This is a genomic window from Ruegeria faecimaris (assembly GCF_900182615.1).
Classification (GTDB): Bacteria; Pseudomonadota; Alphaproteobacteria; order Rhodobacterales; family Rhodobacteraceae; genus Ruegeria; species Ruegeria faecimaris.
In genome coordinates this window covers 45,786-67,684 of the sequence record NZ_FXTE01000018.1, presented here as the reverse complement: position 1 = coordinate 67,684, position 21,899 = coordinate 45,786, and the positions used below count along the sequence as shown (strand labels likewise).

21 protein-coding genes are annotated in these 21,899 nt (G+C 59.4%); 10 read left to right on the top strand and 11 right to left on the bottom strand.

Annotated elements, in window-relative coordinates; genetic code table 11:
- Positions 1-338 precede the first annotated feature (338 nt).
- The 5 genes from FN806_RS19055 to FN806_RS19035 are packed head-to-tail and all read left to right on the top strand — an operon-like array spanning position 339 to position 4,113.
- Positions 339-989, top strand: a complete 651-nt coding sequence (locus tag FN806_RS19055; protein WP_142640087.1) for a histidine phosphatase family protein — start codon at positions 339-341, stop codon at positions 987-989.
- A gap of 21 nt (positions 990-1,010) precedes the next feature.
- A complete protein-coding gene (locus tag FN806_RS19050) occupies positions 1,011-1,625 on the top strand; it encodes a glutathione S-transferase family protein (protein WP_142640085.1) in 615 nt (204 codons plus the stop codon).
- Positions 1,626-1,640: 15 nt separating this feature from the next.
- The gene (locus FN806_RS19045) at positions 1,641-2,687 is read left to right on the top strand and encodes a saccharopine dehydrogenase (protein WP_142640083.1); all 1,047 of its coding nucleotides are present in this window, start codon (positions 1,641-1,643) and stop codon (positions 2,685-2,687) included.
- 12 nt (positions 2,688-2,699) lie between these two features.
- Positions 2,700-2,948 carry a SemiSWEET family sugar transporter gene (locus FN806_RS19040; protein ID WP_142640081.1) on the top strand — a complete coding sequence of 83 codons (249 nt, stop codon included), beginning with the start codon at positions 2,700-2,702 and terminating at the stop codon, positions 2,946-2,948.
- A 22-nt stretch (positions 2,949-2,970) separates the two neighbouring features.
- Positions 2,971-4,113, top strand: coding sequence for a saccharopine dehydrogenase family protein (locus FN806_RS19035; protein WP_142640079.1), 1,143 nt, complete (start codon positions 2,971-2,973; stop codon positions 4,111-4,113).
- Between the two features lie 48 nt (positions 4,114-4,161).
- On the opposite strand, the gene FN806_RS19030 is transcribed toward FN806_RS19035, so the two are convergent.
- Both FN806_RS19030 and FN806_RS19025 read right to left on the bottom strand, forming a co-directional pair.
- Complete coding sequence (locus tag FN806_RS19030) at positions 4,162-4,479, bottom strand: DUF3775 domain-containing protein (RefSeq protein WP_142640076.1); 318 nt, start codon at positions 4,477-4,479, stop codon at positions 4,162-4,164.
- A 79-nt stretch (positions 4,480-4,558) separates the two neighbouring features.
- Entirely contained in the window at positions 4,559-5,335 is a 777-nt protein-coding gene (locus FN806_RS19025) for a DUF1365 domain-containing protein (protein WP_142640074.1), read from the bottom strand.
- 147 nt (positions 5,336-5,482) lie between these two features.
- Here FN806_RS19025 and FN806_RS19020 point away from each other — a divergent pair, with 147 nt between their 5' ends.
- On the top strand, positions 5,483-6,139 hold the full coding sequence (locus FN806_RS19020; RefSeq protein WP_142640072.1) for a sigma-70 family RNA polymerase sigma factor: 657 nt from the start codon (positions 5,483-5,485) through the stop codon (positions 6,137-6,139).
- 10 nt (positions 6,140-6,149) lie between these two features.
- Positions 6,150-6,800 carry a ChrR family anti-sigma-E factor gene (locus FN806_RS19015; RefSeq protein ID WP_142640070.1) on the top strand — a complete coding sequence of 217 codons (651 nt, stop codon included), beginning with the start codon at positions 6,150-6,152 and terminating at the stop codon, positions 6,798-6,800.
- 60 nt (positions 6,801-6,860) lie between these two features.
- Here the strand turns inward: FN806_RS19015 and FN806_RS19010 are convergent, their stop codons facing one another.
- The 6 genes from FN806_RS19010 to FN806_RS18985 all read right to left on the bottom strand — a co-directional run bounded on the left by FN806_RS19010 (position 6,861) and on the right by FN806_RS18985 (position 14,171).
- A complete protein-coding gene (locus tag FN806_RS19010) occupies positions 6,861-8,090 on the bottom strand; it encodes a DNA recombination protein RmuC (RefSeq protein WP_142640068.1) in 1,230 nt (409 codons plus the stop codon).
- A gap of 52 nt (positions 8,091-8,142) precedes the next feature.
- A complete protein-coding gene (gene mutL / locus FN806_RS19005) occupies positions 8,143-9,993 on the bottom strand; it encodes a DNA mismatch repair endonuclease MutL (protein WP_142640066.1) in 1,851 nt (616 codons plus the stop codon).
- Positions 9,994-10,275: 282 nt separating this feature from the next.
- Entirely contained in the window at positions 10,276-11,205 is a 930-nt protein-coding gene (locus tag FN806_RS19000) for a metal ABC transporter permease (RefSeq protein WP_142640064.1), read from the bottom strand.
- Positions 11,202-12,407 (bottom strand): metal ABC transporter permease, encoded by a 1,206-nt coding sequence (locus tag FN806_RS18995; RefSeq protein WP_142640062.1) that lies wholly within the window; start codon positions 12,405-12,407, stop codon positions 11,202-11,204. Before FN806_RS18995 ends, FN806_RS19000 begins: the two co-directional genes overlap by 4 nt.
- Before the next feature lie 3 nt (positions 12,408-12,410).
- A complete protein-coding gene (locus FN806_RS18990) occupies positions 12,411-13,214 on the bottom strand; it encodes a metal ABC transporter ATP-binding protein (protein ID WP_142640060.1) in 804 nt (267 codons plus the stop codon).
- A gap of 3 nt (positions 13,215-13,217) precedes the next feature.
- Positions 13,218-14,171, bottom strand: a complete 954-nt coding sequence (locus tag FN806_RS18985; protein ID WP_142640058.1) for a metal ABC transporter solute-binding protein, Zn/Mn family — start codon at positions 14,169-14,171, stop codon at positions 13,218-13,220.
- A gap of 198 nt (positions 14,172-14,369) precedes the next feature.
- On the opposite strand from FN806_RS18985, the gene deoC reads away from it, so the two are divergent.
- From deoC to FN806_RS18970, 3 genes are all read left to right on the top strand, one after another.
- Entirely contained in the window at positions 14,370-15,368 is a 999-nt protein-coding gene (gene deoC / locus FN806_RS18980) for a deoxyribose-phosphate aldolase (protein ID WP_142640056.1), read from the top strand.
- 11 nt (positions 15,369-15,379) lie between these two features.
- Positions 15,380-17,713 (top strand): aldehyde dehydrogenase family protein, encoded by a 2,334-nt coding sequence (locus tag FN806_RS18975; protein WP_142640054.1) that lies wholly within the window; start codon positions 15,380-15,382, stop codon positions 17,711-17,713.
- A gap of 177 nt (positions 17,714-17,890) precedes the next feature.
- The gene (locus tag FN806_RS18970) at positions 17,891-18,622 is read left to right on the top strand and encodes a Crp/Fnr family transcriptional regulator (RefSeq protein WP_142640052.1); all 732 of its coding nucleotides are present in this window, start codon (positions 17,891-17,893) and stop codon (positions 18,620-18,622) included.
- A gap of 3 nt (positions 18,623-18,625) precedes the next feature.
- On the opposite strand, the gene FN806_RS18965 is transcribed toward FN806_RS18970, so the two are convergent.
- The 3 genes from FN806_RS18965 to FN806_RS18955 form a co-directional block, all read right to left on the bottom strand.
- Positions 18,626-19,930 carry a M16 family metallopeptidase gene (locus FN806_RS18965; RefSeq protein WP_142640051.1) on the bottom strand — a complete coding sequence of 435 codons (1,305 nt, stop codon included), beginning with the start codon at positions 19,928-19,930 and terminating at the stop codon, positions 18,626-18,628.
- Positions 19,927-21,267: a M16 family metallopeptidase gene (locus FN806_RS18960; protein WP_142640049.1), complete on the bottom strand. Its 1,341-nt coding sequence runs from the start codon at positions 21,265-21,267 to the stop codon at positions 19,927-19,929. Before FN806_RS18960 ends, FN806_RS18965 begins: the two co-directional genes overlap by 4 nt.
- 81 nt (positions 21,268-21,348) lie before the next feature.
- Entirely contained in the window at positions 21,349-21,867 is a 519-nt protein-coding gene (locus FN806_RS18955) for a DUF3035 domain-containing protein (RefSeq protein WP_142640046.1), read from the bottom strand.
- Positions 21,868-21,899: the final 32 nt, after the last annotated feature.

Sequence of the window (21,899 nt, the reverse complement as noted above, 5' to 3'; positions counted from 1 at the left end):
TAATCCCCAAGGGATACTGAACAGGCATCTCCCAGCCCGCAAAATCAACCAACTTCCCACCCAACTCAACATGCAAACCATGCAAAGGCGTGCGCTCAATATCCGTCATAAATAAATCCTTTCCCAAGCCAGTTTTCCGAGGTCATCGAATAGCTTGCAACGATGAATTTGCAGGACAGTCTGATATCACCAAGGTTCCTGTGGACGGTCTTGCGAGTCAACAACAATACCGCCCGGCCAGATTCGGGGGTGAGCGAGAATAATTTCCAAACCGCAACGAACGGCTCTGGCCCCGGACCTAGACCTGTCCTAAGACTTGCCACGCAAGAGGGACCGACATGTCACATATCACACTGGTGCGTCACGGGCAGGCCAATACCACCGCGCGCGACGAAAAGAACTATGACAAGCTCAGCGATCTGGGACATCAGCAGGCCCGCTGGCTGGGGGCGCATCTGCAGGACACACGCAGCCATTTTCCCCGGGTCTATTGCGGCACCCTGATCCGCCACGCCGAGACCACCGCCAGCATGGGGCTGACTGATCCGATCCGCGATCCGCGGCTGAACGAGATCGAGTATTTCACCATCGCGCAGCTGTTCGAGGAACAGCACGGAGTGAAAGTGCCCACTGATCGCGAAGGTTTTGTCGAGCATCTGCCCCGCACCTTTGCCGCCTGGGCCGATGGCGCCATCAAAAACACACCGGAAACCTTCGAGGAATTCGAAACCCGGGTGCGCGACGCGCTGACCGATATCGGAACCGAAGGCGGCCCTGCCATCGTTGTGACCTCGGGCGGGTTGATTTCGATGGTTGTCCGGCAGGCGATGGGGCTGGATATCCCGGCCATGGCGCGGGTGGCTCTTGCCATCATGAACACGTCAATGCACCGTTTATACCCGATAGGTACACAGCTCAGCCCGGTTCTGTTCAATGCCGTTCCGCATCTGGAAGCACCAGACCGGCAGTTTGCACAGACCCACCTGTAACCCCAAACCAGAGGCTTTGTGATGCAACTTTACTATGCCCCTCGCACGATTTCGGTCGCCGTTGCGATTGCACTGGAAGAGGCCGGGCTGGACTATGAGGCGATCCAACTGGACTTTGCCAGTGGTGAGCAAACCAAATCCGCCTACAAGCAGATCAACCCAAAAGGCCGGGTTCCGGCGCTGGTGGTAGACGGTGGGATTTTGACCGAAACCGGGGCACTTTTGGAGTTCATCGCAGCAATGGCTCCGAAGGCCGGGCTGGTGCCTGCGGACCCGATCATGGCCGCCCGGATGCGCGAGGTGATGTATTATCTTGCCTCGACCATGCATGTGAACCACGCCCATAAGCTGCGCGGCGCGCGGTGGGCCGACAAGAAATCCAGCTGGAAGGATATGACGGCAAAAGTCGCGCAGACCATGGCAGCGTCCTGCGACTATATCTGTTCGAACGGTCTGCGTGGACCGTTTGTGCTGGGCGAGGCGTTCTCGCTGGCCGATGCCTATTTGTATGTGGTTTGCAGTTGGTTGGAAGGCGACGGCGTCGACATCGCAGCCTACCCCAAGATCGTCGCCTTTCGTGAGGCGGCAGAGGCGCGCGCTTCGCTGAAAGCCGTACGTGCCGCCGGAATGCTCTGATTAAGGGGAGAAAATATGACGCATCTATGGGTCCGGGCCGAACAGCGCCCAAACGAAGAACGGGTCGGGCTGACCCCTGAAGGCGCTTTGGCGCTGATCGCTGCTGGCATCCGCGTAACGGTCGAGGAAAGCCATGTTCGCGCCATCCCCATCGACGGTTACAAGGCTGCTGGCTGCGAGATCGCGCCCGAGAATTCCTGGCCAGATGCACCCAAGGACGCGATCATCTTTGGCCTCAAGGAACTGCCCGAGGATGGCACGCCCCTGCCCCACCGCCACATCATGTTCGGCCATGCCTATAAGGGTCAGCATTCCGGCCGGGCGCTGCTAGAACGGTTCAAGGCCGGGGGCGGAACGCTGTATGATCTGGAATATCTTGTCGAGGAAAACGGCCGCCGGGTCGCCGCCTTTGGCTATTGGGCCGGCTATGCCGGGGCTGCGGTGACACTCAAGACTTGGGCCGCGCAGCAGCGGGGCGCGGAATGCTCTCCGGTTGGTGCCTATCCCAGCAAGGACGCGTTGAATTCCGAGCTTCTGGCTGAACTAGATGCCATCGAGGCCAATAGACCAAGGGCCATCGTCATCGGTGCTCTTGGCCGCGTGGGTACCGGCGCCAGCGACCTTTGCACGGCGATGGGTGTCAGTGTCACCAAGTGGGACATGGCCGAAACCGCCAGCGGCGGGCCGTTCCCTGAAATCCTCGACCACGACCTGTTCCTGAACTGTATCTTCGCGCGCCCAGGCACGCCGGTTTTTGTCCCGCATGAGGCACTGGCCGCTGACCGCAAGCTGACCGCCATCGGCGATGTCGCCTGTGACCCCGACAGCGATTATAACCCCGTTCCGGTTTATGACCGAGCAACCACTTGGGACGCACCTGCCCTGCGCGTGGCGACCAATCCGGTTCTTGATGTAGTTGCAATCGACAATCTGCCGTCGATGCTACCGGTCGAAAGCTCGGAAGATTATGCAGCACAGCTTCTGCCTTCTCTGCTGACCCTGACCGACTTGAACAGCGGCGTCTGGGGCCGGGCCCGCGATACGTTCGACAACCATGTCTAGGAGTAGCCACGCATGGAACACCTGATCGGAGGCGCGGCTGCGGTGCTGGGCACTGTATGTTGGCTTCCTCAAACCCTAAAGACCTGGCGCTCCCGCGAGACCAAGGATCTGTCTATGCCGGCGAACCTGTTGATTCTGGCCACGCTGAGCCTGTGGCTGATTTACGGAGTGATGATTGCGGCATGGCCGCTGATATTGGGTAATGTGATCTCGATCCTGCTTGTCAGCGCGATCGTGATTGCAAAACTGAGGTTTGGCTGAACAGCCGTAAAGGAGTTTTCACATGACGATTCACTGGTGTGGCACCGGCCTGTCGGCCATTCCCGGCTTACGCCGCCTGATCGAAGGCGGGCACAAGGTCACGGTCTGGAACCGGACAATCGAAAAGGCCAAGGCCGAAGTTGGTGACCTGACCAGCGATATCCGCGTTTTTGACATCGACGCCTTGGCGGCGGTGCTGGAACAGGGCGATGTCATCGTTTCGATGTTGCCCGGCGACTGGCACGTGCCCTTGGCCGAGCTTGCAATCGCGAAACAGGCGAATTTCGTCTCATCCTCCTATATCGCCCCCGAGATGCGCGCGTTGGACGAGGCGGCCCGCGAAGCCGGGGTGGCGCTGGTCAACGAGGTCGGGCTGGACCCGGGCATCGATCACCTGATGGCTCATGCACTGATCGACGACTATCGCGCTTCGGACGCGTTCGACCCGCAGAACCACCTGAGTTTCATCTCTTATTGCGGTGGCATCCCCAAGCATCCGAACCCGTTCCGGTACAAGTTCAGCTGGTCACCGCTGGGTGTGCTCAAGGCGTTGCGTTCTCCATCGAAATCAATTCGCAATTATGCTCCGCTGGACGTGGCGCGCCCATGGGATGCGATTACCAGCTATATCGCACCCCTGCCCACACCCGAAAGCTTTGAGGTCTATCCGAACCGCGACTCGATCCCGTTCATGGCGCAGTACCATTTCGAGGATCACTGGCCGGTCAAGGAATTCGTCCGCGGTACGCTGCGTCTGAATGGCTGGGCCGATGCGTGGTCGGGTGTGTTTGCCGAAATCGAAACCCTGTCCGGCCCCGAAGGCGATGCACGCCTGAAGGAGATGTCGGACCAGTTCTGGGCCGACAACGCCTATGACGAGGGCGAGCCGGACCGTGTGGTTCTGTGTGTGGGCCTGAAGGCGGAAAAAGACGGCGTTCCGGTCTGGCACAAAACCTATGTGATGGATGCCTGGGGTGACGACCGCGGCACGGCAATGGCGCGGCTGGTCTCGGTCCCCGTTTCACTGGCTGTCGAAGCCGTCTTGAACCGCGCTATTCCGGCAGGCGTTCATGCGGCCCCCAATGATCCGAAACTGGTGCAGGGCTGGATGGCTGAAATCGACCGGCTGGCGCAGCACCTCGCGATCATTGACCATTCCAACTGAGATGACCGTCACGCCAATCAGGTGGCGTGACGGCAATAAAACTGGTGCCTACATCAGATCATTTTCCACGTCCTCGGCCGATACCCCTAGCGCATCCAGACCATTTTCCAGATGATCTGACATGTGCGGCGTTCCGATCAGGTAATCAGCACAGGGGGTTGAGGCTTCGGCCCTTGCGGTGGCGATGGCTTCGACCAGATCCTCGGCGAAGAAGCTTTCACGCCCGATCCACATGATAGCCACCAGTTCGGCCTGTTCGTCCTCGCTCATGTGATCAATGAACGCGCGCAACTCGCCCTCGGCCCGATTCAGCTCGCGCCCCATCAGCGCAACCTGAGCAACTTTTCTTGCTGAAATTTCCAACATGACCCGACTCCTGTGTTCGCGGCTTTCGAATGAAACAACCACTAGGCAGAGCCCGAGTCTTTGATCTTGAACAAACGCGTTAGCGCAGGCGCACACGCGAAACCGGCTGATCCGGCACCGGTGCGGTTCTGAACGGGCGAAAGGTGGCTTTTTTCACCCAAAGTTTAAGTGCTTGCCAGATGATCAGCGCAAAGGTCCGCCGCGCACCAAATGGGCGGCGCAGCAGCGACCACAGGATCACCCGGTTGGTCAGCGGACGGCGTGTCCCGGTCAGGGTGGCGATCAATCCGCCCTCGGGGCGGGTATACTCGATCCAAACGCCAACACGTTCGGGGCGATAGTCGAAACGGAAGGTATAGCTGCCCTCGATCTTCTGGAAGGGCGAAACATGCAGCAGCTTGTCAGCCACCATCCTGTCTGTCACTTCGATGGGCGCAAAACCGGGCTTGTGGCACAGATAGCTGTGGCGCGTGCCATAGGTGTTGGTCACCTCGGCCACCACCGCATTAAGCACATCCTGTCCATCAAAACAGAACCAGAAGCTGACCGGGTTGAACACATGCCCCAGAACCCGAGGCTGCGTCAGCAACATCAGGCGCGCCGGTTGCGCCACCTGCAACTGATCAAACCGCGCGCGCAGCCAGGCGGCACCGTCGCCCTGGCCCGGCTCACCCCCGTGATCCTGCGACCGCCAGTTGGCAAGATTGGCCCGGTTCACCGAAAATAGCGCCGGAGTGGTCAGATCGCGTTCAGGGTTCAGAAGAATGTAGTCGACCGAATAGCGGAAGGCGTTTTCGATCGCCCCCTTGCGCCCGTGAAAGGTATGGCCCGCAACATGATCAACGGTCTGTGTCATTCGATATGGTCCGACCCGCTTGTAACCGCCCGGAGGGGCGTGGTTTTCTGAAGGTTTCTGTTACTTAGAATACGGCATCCAGCCAGGATTGGATCAAAAATATCGCTTCAGAGTGATCCGGCTTGGGACACCAACCGTATTGTGGTTATGTTTACCGAGATAGACACCGTGACCTTGGACGAGCCGGCGGCTACACCCGCCGTCCTCAAGCCTTGGCGCACAAGAAAACGCATCAAGGGTAGACAGGTGAACGGAACACAAAGCAGTTGCGACACCAGGATTGAGTGGGTGGACCATGTCAGGCGCATTCGGGATGCGCAGGATCAGGCGGCTTTTGCCGAGCTGTTCCAGCATTTTGCGCCGCGGATCAAGGCGTTCCTGATGAAGTCAGGCTCGGACGCGACCATGTCCGAGGAATGTGCGCAAGAGGTGATGGCGACCTTGTGGCACAAGGCCCATCTGTTCGATCCGACCCGGGCAACGGTGGCCACATGGGTGTTCACCATCGCACGGAACAAACGCATCGACGCCCTGCGCAAGCAACGGCGCCCCGAACCGGAAGAACTGGGCTGGGGCCCCGAGTCCGAACCTGATCAGGACGACGTGATCGTCTTGCAACAAGAAACCGCGCAGCTGCGCACTGCCTTGAAGGCGTTGCCTGACGCGCAAAGAGACTTGATCGAAAAGGCCTATTTCGGAGACCTGAGTCACCGGGAAATTGCGTCTCAGACTGGATTGCCTCTGGGAACGATCAAATCAAGAATTAGGCTGGCGCTGGATCGCCTGCGCCACGCAATGAACTGAGACAGAGACGATGAGCAAACAGATTAAGCATCACCTGACGGAAGATCTGCTGATGGCATATGCCGCCGGCAGCCTGCCCGAAGCGTTCGATCTGATGGTCGCGACCCATCTGTCGCTGTGTGACCATTGCCGCGCGCAGGCTGAAAGCTTTGATGCGGTTGGCGGACAGATACTGGACGCGCTGCCCTATCCTGCCCAAATGAACGACAGCGCGCTGGCTGCGACGATGGCGCTGATCGCCCAAGGCGCACCGACCCCCAAGCCCGTGAACAAGGGCTGCGCCGTGCTACCTGCCCCCCTGCAGGACTACGTCGGAGGCACCGTCAATGACATCCGATGGCGGCCCATCGGAATGGGCGTCAGACAAGCTATATTGCCGACGAGCGGCGACGCTTCGGCACGTCTGCTGTTCATTCCAGCCGGAACCGCAGTTCCGGATCACAGCCATAACGGTATGGAATTGACCATGGTTCTGCAGGGTGCGTTTTCGGATGAAGTTGATCACTTTGCACGCGGCGATGTCGAGATTGCCGATGAAGATCTGCATCACACCCCGACTGCAGACATTACCGCAGATTGCATCTGTCTGGCCGTTACCGACGCGCCGCTGAAATTCACCAAGCTCATGCCCCGCTTGTTCCAGCCCTTCCTGCGTATCTGATCTCTGGGACCTGACGCGATGCGCTGGCCAAATCCGGCAAATGTCGCATCGAACGGCTTATCAGATTTCGTGCCGCGCCAGCGGTACAACGCCCGGCGTGTCGTCAGGTGCGATCTCTTCGAAATCGAAATTGTCCAGTCGCTGCGCCCGGCGCCCTGCCTTTTCAGCGCTGATCTTGATTTCCGAGATATCCTTGGCCGCCTGCCCGAAATGACGGTCCAGATTGGAAACCCGATCGCCCAGGCGATCTACATCCTTGTGCAGCAGACCCAGCTCTTTGCGGATAGCACCCGCCTGTTCCCGCATCCTTGCGTCCTTCAGGATCGCGCGCATCGTGTTCAGCGTTGCCATGCAGGTGGTGGGCGAGACGATCCAAACGCGTTTGGTAAAGCTCTCCTGCACCAATTCGGGAAACTTGGCGTGCAACTCGGCATAAACCGCTTCGGAAGGTAGGAACATCAACGCGCCATCGGCGGTTTCCCCGTCCAGAATGTACTTCTCGGAGATGTCGTTGATATGCTTGCGCACAGTTGTTCGGAACATCTGCACCGCCGCTTTCAGCTCCGTATCATTGGTCGACCCGATCAGCGCCTCATACGCTTCCAACGGGAATTTGCTGTCGATCACAATGGGGCCTGGTGGGTTGGGCAGGTGGATCAGGCAATCCGCCCTACGCCCGTTCGACAAGGTCGCCTGCAGCTTGAAACTGTCCGAGGGCAATGCCTTGGAGACGATATCGTTCAACTGAATCTCTCCGAACGCACCGCGCGTCTGTTTGTTCGACAGAATATCCTGAAGCGACAGCACATCGCCCGACAGTTTGGTGATGTTATCCTGCGCCTTGTCGATGGCCGCCAAACGCTCCTGCAACTGGGTCAGTGACGTCGCCGTCTGTTTCGACGAGCCGTGAAGCGATTCCTTCATCCGCTCCTGCATCTCGGCCAGCGCACGTGCGGATTTCATCGCATTATCTGCCAGCCGATCGTTCATCTGCTGCTGCACCGAAGACAGGCGGGATTCAACCGTCTGGATCACCTGCAGCTGCGCATTGGCCTGCGTGTCCGAGACATGCTGCAGACCACCGCGCAGCTGCTCTTGTCCTTGTCCCAACTGCTGAACATGCTGACCCAGATGCGCCATTTGCCGCGACAGTGGCTCGGCCATCCTGGCTGACCGGTTGGCCGCTCGCAAAGACAGGAACAGCAGCAACAGGATCAATGCCACCACCCCGCCAACGATCAGAATCACGGGGTCGTTCAATGCAAATTGGGTTCCTGCAATCTCGATCATGTTGCCTCGGGTGTTCTTGTTTTATTCTTCATAGCCCGCGCACCCCGCGGGATCAACTGCGTCCGAACAATCGTTCGATATCGGCCAGTTTCAGTTCCACGTAGGTTGGCCGCCCGTGGTTGCATTGGCCGGAATGAGGCGTTGCCTCCATCTCGCGCAGCAGGGCATTCATTTCCTCGGCCCGCATTCGGCGGCCCGAGCGGATCGAACCGTGACAGGCGACACGGCTGAGGATCGCCTCAATCCGCGCCTGCACCATCTGGCTTTCACCCTGATCGGACAGCTCATCCAGAATTTCCAGAATCATTGCGCGGGCGTTGACCTCACCCAGAATGGCCGGGGTTTCACGCACGGCAACCGCACCGCCGCCGAAGGGCTCGAGCGTCAGGCCAAAGCGCGAAAGGTCATCTGCCACCGCCATAAGTCGCGCGCAGTCGCCTTCAGACAACTCTACGATCTCGGGGATCAGCAGCGCCTGCGCCGCCACGCCGTTCGCCGCCATCTGGGCTTTCAGCTTTTCATAAACCAACCGCTCATGCGCGGCGTGCTGATCGACAATCACCATACCATCAGCGGTCTGGGCGATAATGTAGTTTTCATGCACCTGCCCGCGTGCAGCCCCCAAAGGCAGGTCTTCTACCGGCGCCTCGGAAACAGATTCCGCGACCGGCTCGACCACGCTGCCGCTGTAATCGCAGGTCAGTTCAGCAAAGCCCGGTGCCTGCGCCTGATAGGCCATCTGGCGCGCGGCGGATGAAGGGCGATCCATCTGGTAGACCCGCGCCGGAATGGGTTGCGGTGTTTCAGGCCGCATCGCACCGAGGGTCGCGTTCGCTACGGTTGAAGACGCCCTATGCCCGGCCTCTGCCAGTGCGTGCCGCAGGGCCGAGACGATCAGCCCGCGCGCCACGCCAGGGTCGCGGAACCGCACTTCGGATTTGGCAGGGTGCACGTTCACATCCACCAGCGTCGGATCACAGTCGATGAACAGAGCCGCCGCCGGATGCCGATCACGGCTGAGAAAGTCGAAATAGGCCGCCCGCAATGCACCGGTCAGCATCTTGTCACGCACAGGCCGTCCATTGACGAACAGGTACTGCGCCACCGCTGCGCCCCGAGAATAAGTCGGCAGGGCGGCATAGCCATACAGCCGGATACCCTCACGCGTGGCGTCGATTTGCAACGCGTTCTCGGCAAACTCGCGCCCGATCACGCGGGCCAGTCGGGCATGCAACGCGTTAAACAGATCACCATTCTCGCGGTCAGCCCGGAAGGTAACGCGCCCCTCGCCGCCGCCCGAGACATCGCGCAGGGTAAAGGTGACCGAGGGCTCGGCCATGGCCAGACGTTTGACCGTATCGGCGATGGCCTGTGTCTCGGCGCGGTCGGTACGCATGAATTTCAGACGCGCAGGCGTGGCAAAGAACAGATCGCGCAACTCGACCACAGTACCCGCGCGCAGAGCCGCGGGTTTCACCGCGGACATTGTGCCACCAGCGACCTGAATCTGCGCCGCATCCGCCCCCGGAACACGACTGGTTATGGTCAAACGCCCGACCGCGCCCAGCGACGGCAACGCCTCACCGCGAAAGCCGAAAGTATGAATGTTCAGCAGATCCGACCCGTCGATTTTCGAGGTTGCGTGGCGGGACAAAGCCAACGGCAAGTCCGCCGTCGCAATACCACAGCCGTCATCGGTGACGCGAATCAGCGTCTTGCCCCCATCGGCGATCTCTATCGCAACCCGCGTGGCACCTGCATCAATGGCGTTCTCGATCAATTCCTTGACCGCAGAGGCCGGTCGCTCGACCACTTCGCCGGCTGCGATCCGGTTGATTGCAGCATCGTCCAACTGCCGAATTACCGGTCGAAACTCGTTGATATTGGGGTTTGCCTGCTCCATACCCCTAGACCTAGCACATGCGCACACGATTCTGCCACCGCTATGGTATTCAGATTTTGTGCAAGAGGGGGGCGTTCGGACAATCGCGCCATGTCGGCCTGCAAGGCGACGACCTTGATCACGATTGCCCGAACAAGCCGGGGTGAGTGGTGGTCAGTTGCTTAACAATACAACAATTTTAGCACGATCTGCAGATTAAGGCTCATTAACTCTGACCGAGCTGTTCGCGTTGGCAAAGTTCAGCCGAAATACGGCATCAGCCAACAGCAGGAATTTGCCGGATCAAACAGTGCCTGGAGCGCCCGCGCGGGTCCGGCAGGGGCCGAAAACAGCTGCAAGCGCCAGAATCACACCAGATACCGTTGCGATCATTCCGGCGGCACTCACGGCATCGCGGGCACCCAGCCATAATGGGCCATAGCCCGCCAGAACATAGCCCATCACCGCTGAAACCACGGCAAATACAACGCTCCATGCGATTTGAGTTTCCAATCGGTTGGTCATCAACCGCGCCGCAGCCGGGGGGCAGATGAACATGGCGATCACGATGATCGAGCCAACCGCGTCGAAGGCTGCGACGGCAGCTATCGCCGCTGTGATCACCAGCGCAAACCCCAAAGGACCGGTCCGAATACCAATCGTGCTGGCAAAACCTTCGTCAAAGGTCGAAATCTTCAATGGTCGCCAGAATATCCAGGTAAACAGGGAAACCCCCGCAAGTGTCAGCGCGATACGCGGCAATTCCGGGGGCAACCCCGCAAGCGCGGCCGGGTCCCGCAGCGAGGCCCATCCCGTTGCGTCCAGCCAGATCAGACTTTCGAGATTGCCATACAGCGCGTGTTCCACATCCAGATGCACGGTCGAGGTGTCCGTCTGCTCCAACAAAAGAACACCCGCCGCAAATAGGGTAGTAAAGACCACGCCCATTGCCGCACCGGGTTCGATCTGACCCAGCCTGCGGATCGCCTCAATCATCACAACGGCAACGACGGCAGCACCCGCCGCGCCCAGCATCATCGGCCAGGTCGAGATCGCGCCGGTCAGAAGAAAGGCAACCACGATACCCGGCAGCACCACATGGCTGATGGCATCCCCGATCAGCGCCTGTTTGCGCAGAACCAGAAAGTTTCCCGGAAGGGCGCAGGCAATGGCCGCAAATGTCCCGATCAGCAGCGGTGTCAGAGACAGTGGAACGAATTCTTCGCCGCTCATGTTGCTACCCCCTGCGGGCCACCGATCTGCCGGTCGATTTCGGTAATCTGGTCGCGGGTCAGCACGGTTTCGATATCGCGCAGCCCGTCATAAAGCGCCGCCGTTGCTTCGTGGGCCTGGTCCGTGCGAACAACCTCCCACCGCTTTTCGTCGCGCAGGGCTTTGGCGGCGCGGGCCTTGCCAGCCTCGGTTGCCACGCCGTCGGGGCGGGCCAACCCGGCCCGGCGTAACAAACGCAGGGTCAGCGGCTCATAGATTTTCTGCCCTTGTGCCAACGCAAGCAAGCCCTGCCGGATATGAACCCGACGCTGGAATTGCAGGTGCCGCAGAACCGCCGCCAGAACACCGCGAACCGGCGCCAACAGCAACGACAGGACAAACACGGCAAAACTGACAAGAACGATAAGCGGACCCGTCGGCAGATTGGGAGCCGCCGCCGACAGCGCCGCACCGATATAACCCGAGACGCCCCCGATCAGACCCGCCAGCAACACTACTCTTTCGGACCGCTCAGTCCAAAACCGGGCTGTCACCGGCGGAATGATCAAAAGCGCAACGATCAGGATCAACCCGACAACTTTCAGGCCAACCACTGTGACGGCCATAACCAGACCCATCATTGCAAGGTCGATGCGATGCACCGGCAGGCCCCTAGCTGCTGCAAATTCAGGGTCAAAGGCCACGATCGTCATTGGACGGCGGATAATCATGACAAGCGCCAGCGTTGCCGCGCCTCCGATCGCAATGATCATCGCATCTGTCCAAAGCATTCCTGCGGTCGAGCCCAGCAGAAACCCTTCGAGCCCCGCCTGTCGGCCCACACCCATGGTCTGGATCACCGTCAGCAGCACAATGCCGAAACCAAAGAATACAGATAGGACCGCTCCGATCGCGGCATCCTCGGCCAGCCGCGTGTGCCGCGTCAGCCAGTTCATACACAAAAGGCCGATCCAAGCGGATATTGCCGACCCGACGAGCAGGCCGATCAGGTTTCTGCCGTCCCCACCGAGGGCCACAAGTACCATAAAGGCCAGACACACACCCGGCAATGTCGCATGGCTGATCGCATCGCTGACCAGTGCACGTTTGCGCAAGAACAGAAATGTGCCGGTTACCCCGGCGGAAATGCCCAGTAGGCTTGCGCCGATTGCGACAAGTGTAGCGTTATAGCCAAGCTGAAGGGTCAGAGCATCCCAATGCATGACTCACCCCAGCGCGCGTGAGATCTGGTCGATCTGCGCCGTAGCCAGACGGCCGCCATAGGCAGATTGCAATGTCTTGGCCGTAAAAGCCTCGGCCACGGGCCCCTCGGCGACTTTGCGCGTGTTGATCAGGAAAACATGGTCGAAATAGTCGGTGACGGTCGCCAGGTCATGATGCACCGCAACCACGGTCTTGCCCGCCTCTTTCAGCGATTTCAGGACGGAAATGATGGCCTTTTCCGTTGCCGCATCAACCCCGGCAAAAGGTTCGTCCAGCAGATACAGATCGGCGGCCTGCGCCAAGGCGCGCGCCAGAAAGACCCTCTGCTGCTGGCCGCCTGACAACTGGCCGATCTGCCGGTCGGCAAAGTCACGCATCCCTACACGGTGCAGGCAATCCATCGCCTGCGCCTTATGCCGGGCGCGCACCCGTCCCAACAGCCCCAGTTCGCGCGACAAGCCCATCAGAACCACGTCAATCACGCGCGTCGGGAAGTCCCAGTCCACGCTGGCCCGCTGCGGCACATATGCGATCCGGGACCGCTGTCGATCCAGCCGATCGCCAAACACCGTCACCTGACCGGACAGGGGAGAGACAATCCCCAAAGCCGCCTTCAACAGGGTCGATTTACCAGCACCGTTTGGCCCGATGATCGCTGTCATGGCACCCGGTTGCACGGTCATATCAACCGAGAAAACCGCCGGCTTCTGCCCGTACGAGACGGTCAGGCCACGAATGGCCAGCGGGCTTTTTCCAATGTCGTTTTCCGGAAGGGGGATGCCCTGATGTGCCGCCAGTTCCAGCATCTCTTAAAACCCCGCCGACAGATTGCCGCTCATGCCAGTTTTGGGAATATCAGCCCCCAGAGCGCCTGCGATTACTGTGATATTGTGATCCAGCATCCCGATGTAGGTACCCTCATAGGTGCCGGGCTCGCCCATCGCGTCCGAATAAAGCTGTCCACCGACTTCGACCTGATGTCCCCTGGCCGCTGCACCCTCGATCAGCGCACGCATCGACCGATCCGAGACCGAGCTTTCCACGAAAACTGCCGTCAGTTGCCGGTCAACCAGCGTATCGACCAATTCGCTAATCCGGTTCAGTCCCGCCTCGGATTGGGTTGAAATACCCTGAATTCCAAGCACATCGTACCCGTATTCAGCACCGAAATACCCAAAGGCATCATGTGCCGTCACCAGAACACGGTTGTTTTCCGGGACCGCTGCAAGCACTTGCTTGCCATAAGTCTCCAGTTCCGCGATCTGCGCAAGAAAGGCCTCTGCGTTTTCCGCAAAGGTGTCCGCGGCCTCGGGGCGCGCTTGTGTCAGGGCTTTTTGCACCTCGACCACGACATCGCGCCACAGGGCCGGGCTCATCCAAAGATGGGGATCGTATTTGTCAGCATAATTGTCATGCGCGTGCAGCTTTGACTTATCAACGCCTTCGGCTACCGCAACGACCATGCGTTTACGCCCTAGGTCATGGAAGAACTCTTCCATCTGCGCCTCAAGATACAGACCATGCCACAGGATCAGATCGGACCTGGTCATAGCGACGATATCACTGCGGGTCTGACGATAGGCATGCGGGTCGACGCCGGGGCCCATAAGGCCCTTCACCTCGACCTGATCACCTCCGACCTGACGGGCGGCATCGGCAATCATACCGGTCGTGGCCACCACTTTCAGCGGCGCATCGGCCCAGGCCGAGAATGGGAATACAGCGGCGAATGCCAGCGCTGCAAGGAAACTACGACGAATCATATCAGACCCCGGAAATGGTATCTTGCTAAGATGAATATGAGAACCGCTCGCAACTAAGTCAATGCTATTGAGAATTATTCGCAAGAAAACGCCTATTTTGTCCATTTGGTCAAAAAATTTACCCTTCCAATGCCGGATGGCCTTCCATTTGCATCTTACCCGTGCGAATTTGATACAAACCTCCCAAAGGATGTGAAAATGGAAACGCAGAGCTCAGAAAGCCCCGTGCGCACCGCGCATCTGCCGCAAGTGACCGAGCCCCGGAACCCTGGAATGGAGCTTGATCTGGATTGGGTGCGGGCCGTACAGGTCAACACCTCGGCCGTTGAGCGCCGCGCAGCCACCCTGCCGGGTCGGCGCTCGGTGAAAAAGGACTACCAGGCGGCGTGGCTGCTCAAGGCGGTCACCATGATCGACCTGACCACCCTATCGGGAGACGATACCGTCGGCCGTGTCCGGCGCCTTTGCGCCAAAGCGCGGCAACCCGTGGCTTCTGCAACACTTCAGGCGTTGGACATGCCACCGATCACCACCGGCGCGGTCTGTGTCTATCACGACATGATCGAAACCGCTGTGGATGCGCTGAGGGGCACCGGGATTCCGGTGGCCGCCGTATCGACCGGATTCCCTGCAGGCTTGTCCCCGTTCCACCTGCGCGTGGCCGAGATCGAAGAAAGCGTCAAAGCCGGAGCCGAGGAAATCGACATCGTAATCTCTCGGCGTCATGTGCTGTCGGGCGACTGGCAGGCCTTGTATGACGAGATGAAAGCGTTCCGCGTGGCTTGTGGCGACGCGCATGTCAAAGCCATCCTTGCAACCGGCGAACTGGGCAGCCTACGCAACGTGGCGCGCGCCTCGCTGGTCTGCATGATGGCGGGGGCGGATTTCATCAAGACTTCGACCGGTAAGGAAAGCGTCAACGCCACGCTGCCCGTGTCGCTGGTGATGATCCGGGCGATCCGCGATTACTATGACCGCACCGGGTATCGTGTCGGATATAAACCCGCAGGCGGGATTTCCAAAGCCAAGGACGCACTAGTTTACCTGTCGCTGATCAAGGATGAGCTGGGCGACCGTTGGCTGGAGCCGGACCTGTTTCGCTTTGGCGCGTCGTCGCTTTTGGGCGATATCGAACGGCAGCTAGAACATTTCGTAACGGGTGCTTATTCCGCCGGTTACAGGCACTCGATGGGCTGAGGACGAAAACAATGACAGTCAAAGAGATTTTCGAGACCATGGATTACGGCCCTGCCCCCGAAAGCTCAGCCGAAGCGCTGGCCTGGCTGGTCGATCAGGGTGACAAATTTGGTCACTACATCGACGGGACCTTCACCAAACCGGGCAAGGGGTTCGACAGCCGCAACCCGGCGACCGGAGAGGTTTTGGCCAAGCTGACCCAGGCCAAGCAAGCCGATGTCGACGCCGCCGTATCCGCCGCCCGCAAGGCGCAGCCAAAATGGGAGAAGATGGGCGGTGCGGGTCGTGCGCGCTACCTCTATGCCATCGCGCGCCTGCTGCAAAAGCACTCGCGCCTGTTTGCAGTGCTGGAAAGCTTGGATAACGGCAAGCCGATCCGTGAATCGCGCGACATCGACATCCCTCTGGTACAGCGCCACTTTTACTACCACGCCGGCATGGCGCAGTTGATGGAAAGCGAACTACCCAACGCCGAAGCGCTGGGAGTGTGTGGACAAATCGTTCCTTGGAACTTCCCGCTGCTGATGCTGGCTTGGAAGATTGCTCCGGCGCTGGCCATGGGTAACACGGTCGTTCTGAAACCTGCCGAATATACCTCTCTGACCGCGCTGCTGTTTGCCGATATCTGCTCACAGGCCGGGCTGCCCAAGGGTGTGGTCAACATCGTCACGGGCGATGGCGCGGTGGGTGAGATGATCGTAGCCTCGGACGTGGACAAGATCGCCTTTACCGGCTCAACCGCAGTGGGGCGGCGCATCCGTGAGGCGACCGCCGGTTCGGGTAAGGCGCTGACTTTGGAGCTGGGCGGCAAGTCCGCCTATATCGTCTTTGACGACGCCGATATCGATTCCGCCATCGAAGGGCTGGTCGACGCGATCTGGTTCAATCAGGGTCAGGTTTGTTGCGCGGGTTCGCGTCTGTTGGTTCAGGAAGGCATCGCCGATCGGTTCCACGAGAAACTGCGCGCCCGAATGGACACTCTGCGCATCGGTGATCCGTTGGACAAATGCATCGACGTGGGTGCTGTGGTCGACCCGGTCCAGTTGCAGACCATCAAGAGCATGGTCGACAGCAACACCGCGGGTCACGTTTATCAGGCGGCCGGCGCGCTGCCCGAAAATGGCTGTTTCTACCCGCCAACGCTGATCTCGGGCCTCGAAACCTCCGATCAACTGATGCAGGAGGAAATTTTCGGTCCGGTGCTGGTGTCCTCGACCTTCCGTACACCGGAAGAGGCGGTTGAGCTGGCCAACAACACCCGTTACGGGCTGGCAGCGACGGTATGGACCGAGAACGTGAACCTTGCACTGGATATCGCACCGAAGCTGGTCGCGGGCGTTGTCTGGGTGAATGCCACCAATCTGTTCGATGCCGCAGCCGGGTTCGGCGGTGTGCGCGAAAGCGGCTTTGGCCGCGAAGGTGGCTGGGAAGGTCTGACCGCCTACACCAAGCCCAAAGGCAAAGGCAAACCATTGGCCAAGGCCGAGGCCGCGATGGGCGAAGGTGCCCCGGTCGATCCGATTGACCGTACTGCCAAAATGTATGTCGGCGGCAAACAGGCCCGTCCTGACAGCGGATATTCGAAACCCGTCTGGGGCAAGCCTGGCCTGCTGGGCCATGTGGGTCTGGCCAACCGCAAAGACGTCCGCAACGCGGTCGAGGCCGCAGCGGGGGCCAAGGGTTGGTCAAAGACCACCGGCCATCTACGGGCACAGATCTTGTATTACATCGGCGAAAACCTCTCGGCCCGCGCGGGTGAATTCGCTGCGCGCCTTGATGCCATGACCGGCAGGAAAGACGGCGCGAAAGAGGTCGAAGCCTCGATTCAGCGCCTGTTCACCGCCGCTGCCTGGGCCGACAAGTATGACGGCCAGGTGCACGGCGTTCCGATCCGGGGCGTGGCCATTGCCATGAAAGAACCTGTCGGCGTGATCGGCGCGCTCTGTGCTGACGAGGCGCCGCTGCTGGGTCTGGTCTCGGCCATGGCGCCTGCGATTGCGATGGGCAACCGGGTGGTTCTTGCGGCAAGCGAGCCTTACCCGCTGGCGGCGACGGATTTCTACCAAATCCTCGAAACCTCGGACGTGCCCGCTGGCGTGGTCAACATCCTGACTGGCAGCCACACGGAACTGGCGAAGCCGCTGGCTTCGCATCTGAATGTGGATGCAGTTTGGTCATTCTCGTCTACCGATCTGTCGGCCGAGATCGAGCGGGCTTCGGCCGGGAACCTGAAACGGAGTTGGGTGAATAACGCCATGGCAACCGAATGGCACGAGGATCAGACTCGCCGTTTCTTGCAGGCTGCGACCGAGGTTAAAAACATCTGGGTGCCCTACGGCGAGTAGAGACCCAGCCCTGGAGAACCCAGGGGTGCAAACAGTTTGTTCGGGTACAGATGGCGCGCTGCTGCATAGAGTGATCATTGAATGAACATAACGATGATTAACATGTGACATTGTTCATATACAGCGCCGCCACTATCCCTCAGCTTGGACCCAGTCTTAACAAGGTTGGATCGGTCCATGCTGAGTTTTCCATACGAGTTTCCTGAACTGGTACAGGTCGCCACGATGATCGGCGTCTTTGGCGCGGGCCTCTACATCACCGGCTATTTTCTGCTGCAGATGGGGATCATCCGGGGCAACGGCAGCCTCTACCCCCTGCTTGTGATCGCCGCAGCCGGATGTGTTCTGTTCAGCATGTCGGAAGAATTCAACCTCGCGGGCTCGATCATTCAGCTGGCATATATCTCGATCTCGATCCTGGGCCTGCTGCGCGGGTTTCTGTCCCGGCATTTGCTTCGGTTTTCAGATGACGAACGTCAGTTCATCGCCCTGCACCTTGAATCGCTGAAACCCCACCAAGCCCGGAAACTGTTGAACACCGCCGCCGTCAAGACCTATGAAAACGGTGACATCCTGATCGAAGAAGGCAAGACAACCGACTTTTTGGGCTTTGTCTTAAAGGGGCGGACCACGATCCTGAAAAACGGCCGGGTCATCAACCAATGTGGCGAAGATGAGATTTTGGGAGAGCTGACCTTTGGCCTTGGGCTGCCTGCCACAGCCACGGTAATAGCCACCGAACCCACCAAATGCCTGGTCTTCGACAATATCAGCCTGATGCGCTTGCTGCGGCGGAGCCGCCATATCGACGATGCATTGAAAGCAGCGCATTTCCGACATACACGGCAAAAGCTGTTGAACAGCAACAAGCACACGCTGCAGGCCCAGAGAAGACCTGCAGCGGCCTAAGGGTCAGCCGTCCAGACCTTCGGGTTTGCCAACGATGGTAAAGTGTAAACCATCTGGGTCCAGCAGTTCGGACGCCACCCGGTTCACATCCTCAAGCGTCACTGCATTCACCTTGTCATTGCGAGTGGCGATATAGTCGATAGGCAAATCCTCCATCTGCATACCCACCATGATCCCGGCGATCTGGCTGTTGCCATCAAAGCGCAGCGGATAGGCACCGGTCAGATAGGTCTTGGCGTCGTCCAACTCTTTCTGAGTGACCCCTTCGGATGCGGCGCGCGCCCATTCGCTGCGGATCACATCAACGGCTTCGGCGATACGGTCATTGGCCGAGGACACCGACCCAAGATACACAGAGGCCAGATCCTTTGGCACCAGATAGGTCGCCACGCCATAGGTCAGACCGCGTTTTTCGCGCACTTCCTGCATCAGGCGGCTTTCGAAACCTCCGCCGCCAAGAATGTGGTTCAACAGATAGGCGGAAAAGAAATCCGGGTCGTCGCGGTCGATCCCGGCATGGCCGAACAGAGCCACCGATTGCGGCGTATCGAACTCGATCACGCTCACTCCGCCAGTGATCGTCACATCGGCCCGCTTAGGGATCGGTTTGCCGGTATCCGGCAGATCAAGCAAGAGCTCGTCCAGCACCGCGCCCAGTTCCTCTGGGGTGATATCGCCGACCGCGCCTACATACAGACGATCCTTGGTAAACACGTTCTCATATGCCGTGACCACATCATCGCGGGTCAAGGCGCTGACACTTTCGATCGTGCCCTTGCCTTCGGAACCGTAGGGGTGATCGCCATAGGCCATTTCCGCGAAGCTGCGCCCGGCAATGTCACTGGGGCTGGTCTGATCTGACCGCAGACCCGACAGAACCTGAGCGCGAACACGGTCTACGGCATCCTGATCGAAACGCGGTTCGTGAATCGTGGTCCGCAGCAGGTCAATCACCTCATCCCTGTTTTCGGTCAGAAACTGTGCCGAGATCGACACTGAATCGTCCGAGGCGCTATACCCGAACGACGCGGCCAGAGATTCCAGCTCGCGCGCATAGGTGCGGGCATCCATTTCGCCAGCGCCTTCTTCTATCAGGCCGCTCATCAGATACACCGCGCCGCGCTTTGTCGGGTCGTCCAGCGACGTGCCACCGCGGAACCGCAGCTCCAGGGCGGTGAAGGGGATCGAGTGATCCTCGACCAGCCATGCGGTGATGCCACCCGGCGAGGTGACCTCTTCAATCTCGATCTCGGCCCATGCAGGAACTGCGATGACCAAAGCTATCAGAGTTACAAATATCCGCTTCATTGCGTTACCTCATCGTCTCGCATCAGCCAGCCCGTGACCGAGGTTTCAGGCTGCAGCACTTCGCGCGCGGCGGCGATGATCTGATCACCGGTCACCGCCTGCAGGACATCAGGCCAAGCCTGTACATCTTCGACCGTCAGCCCGCTGGTCAGGGCACGGCCATAGCGATTGCCGATCCCGTCCACATTGTCACGCGCATAGGTCTGCGCGGCGCGCAGCTGCATTTTGATCCGATCCAGATCCTCTTCGTTCACACCTTCGGCGATGAAATCGGTCACGGCCTGATCCATCGCATCCTCGGCCTCTTGCAGCGACACGCCTTCGGCCGGAACTACCAGCAGATCAAATGTGGTATCGTCAAGCGACACGCCTCGGTAGAACGCACCGGTATAGACGACCTTCTGCTGCTCGAACTGCAGTTTTTCATTCAGGTACGACGTCGTGCTGCCCCCCAGTAATTCAGCCAGAAGGAACAGGGCGGCGGCTTTTTCCTGCGCACCTGCGTCCCGTTCGGGTGCAAGATAGCTGCGCTGAACATAGGGCTGCGATACGCGCGCATCCTTAAAGGTCAGACGGCGTTCAGCGGTTTGTGGCGGCTCCTGTGATCGCACCCGTTCGGGCAGGTCCGGGTTTGCCGGGATTACCCCGTAATATTGCTCGGCCAGGGATTTGACCTCGTCTGGCTCAACATCGCCGGTCACCACCAGGATGGCGTTATTTGGCGAATAGTGGATCTGATAGAAGGACAGTGCATCGTCCAGGTCCAGCGTTTCCATCTCATGTTTCCAACCGATAACGGGGACACCATAGCGGTGGTTGAGGTATTGCGCCGCGCTGACCTGTTCACCGAACAGGGCGCGCGGGTTGTTTTCGGTACGCTGGTTACGTTCTTCCAGGATCACGTCGCGCTCGGTGGCGATGTCATCATCGGACAGGCGGATATTGCGCATCCTGTCTGACTCCATCCGCATCATCAGCTCAAGCCGGTCGGCAGCAACACGCTGAAAATAGGCGGTGTAATCATACGAGGTGAACGCGTTGTCATTGCCGCCATTGGCCGCGACGGTGGCAGAAAACTCGCCCGCCTCCAGCGTGTCGGTGGCCTTGAACAACAGGTGTTCCAGAAAATGCGCCACACCGGACGAACCAACCGGCTCATCCGCCGATCCGGCGCGATACCAGACCATGTGCTGCACGACTGGGGCGCGGTGATCCTCGATCACGACAACGTCCATACCGTTATCCAGAGTAAAGGTGGTGACCGCCTCGTGCCCATCTTCGGCAAAAACCGGGGTGGCGGCGATCAGAGCAGCCGACAGTGCCAGAGCCCGAACCATGGGGCATCCTCCGTTTCGTTTCTGGTGTTCAAACTACGGTGGTGCCGCGCGGGTTCAACCCCGATGACGGAAAGTTAAGAATTATTCATTGACCGGCGGCGCTGATGGCGTTTCGATCCCAGCGTTCCGCGCAGCCTGGGTTTGCTTGTTCGGATCGATAGCCCAGCGACGGTAAACCTGCGAATATCGGTCTACGTTGAACAGCCGCAGACGGGTCCAACGCCCCTGACGCTTGCGGAAATCCGCATCTTCTTGGTTGACGACCTGCCGTGTATTTGAAGGAACGCCATATCGGCTGGAGGCCGTGACAAGCGCGCCATCAGAGGCAGGCACAGCGGTATTTGGATTCGCAGCAGCCGGATTCCCGCCCAGCGCGGCAATAGCATCCCCTGTGGGATTGGCATCGGTCAGGTTGGTGCCACCCGGTGTCGGTGCGGGCAGCGCGTTGTAATTCTCGGGCTGGGTCAGAGGTTTGACCGGCAGAATCGCAAACTCGTCCGGGCCCGGGCCAGGCGGCTCGAGGTGGCGCAGACCGATATCGGAACATCCCGCAACCGCAAGACTCATAGTCACAACAAATATGGAACGCGGCAACCGCATGAAAGTCTCCAGCCTGTTTCAGGCGCTTTTAT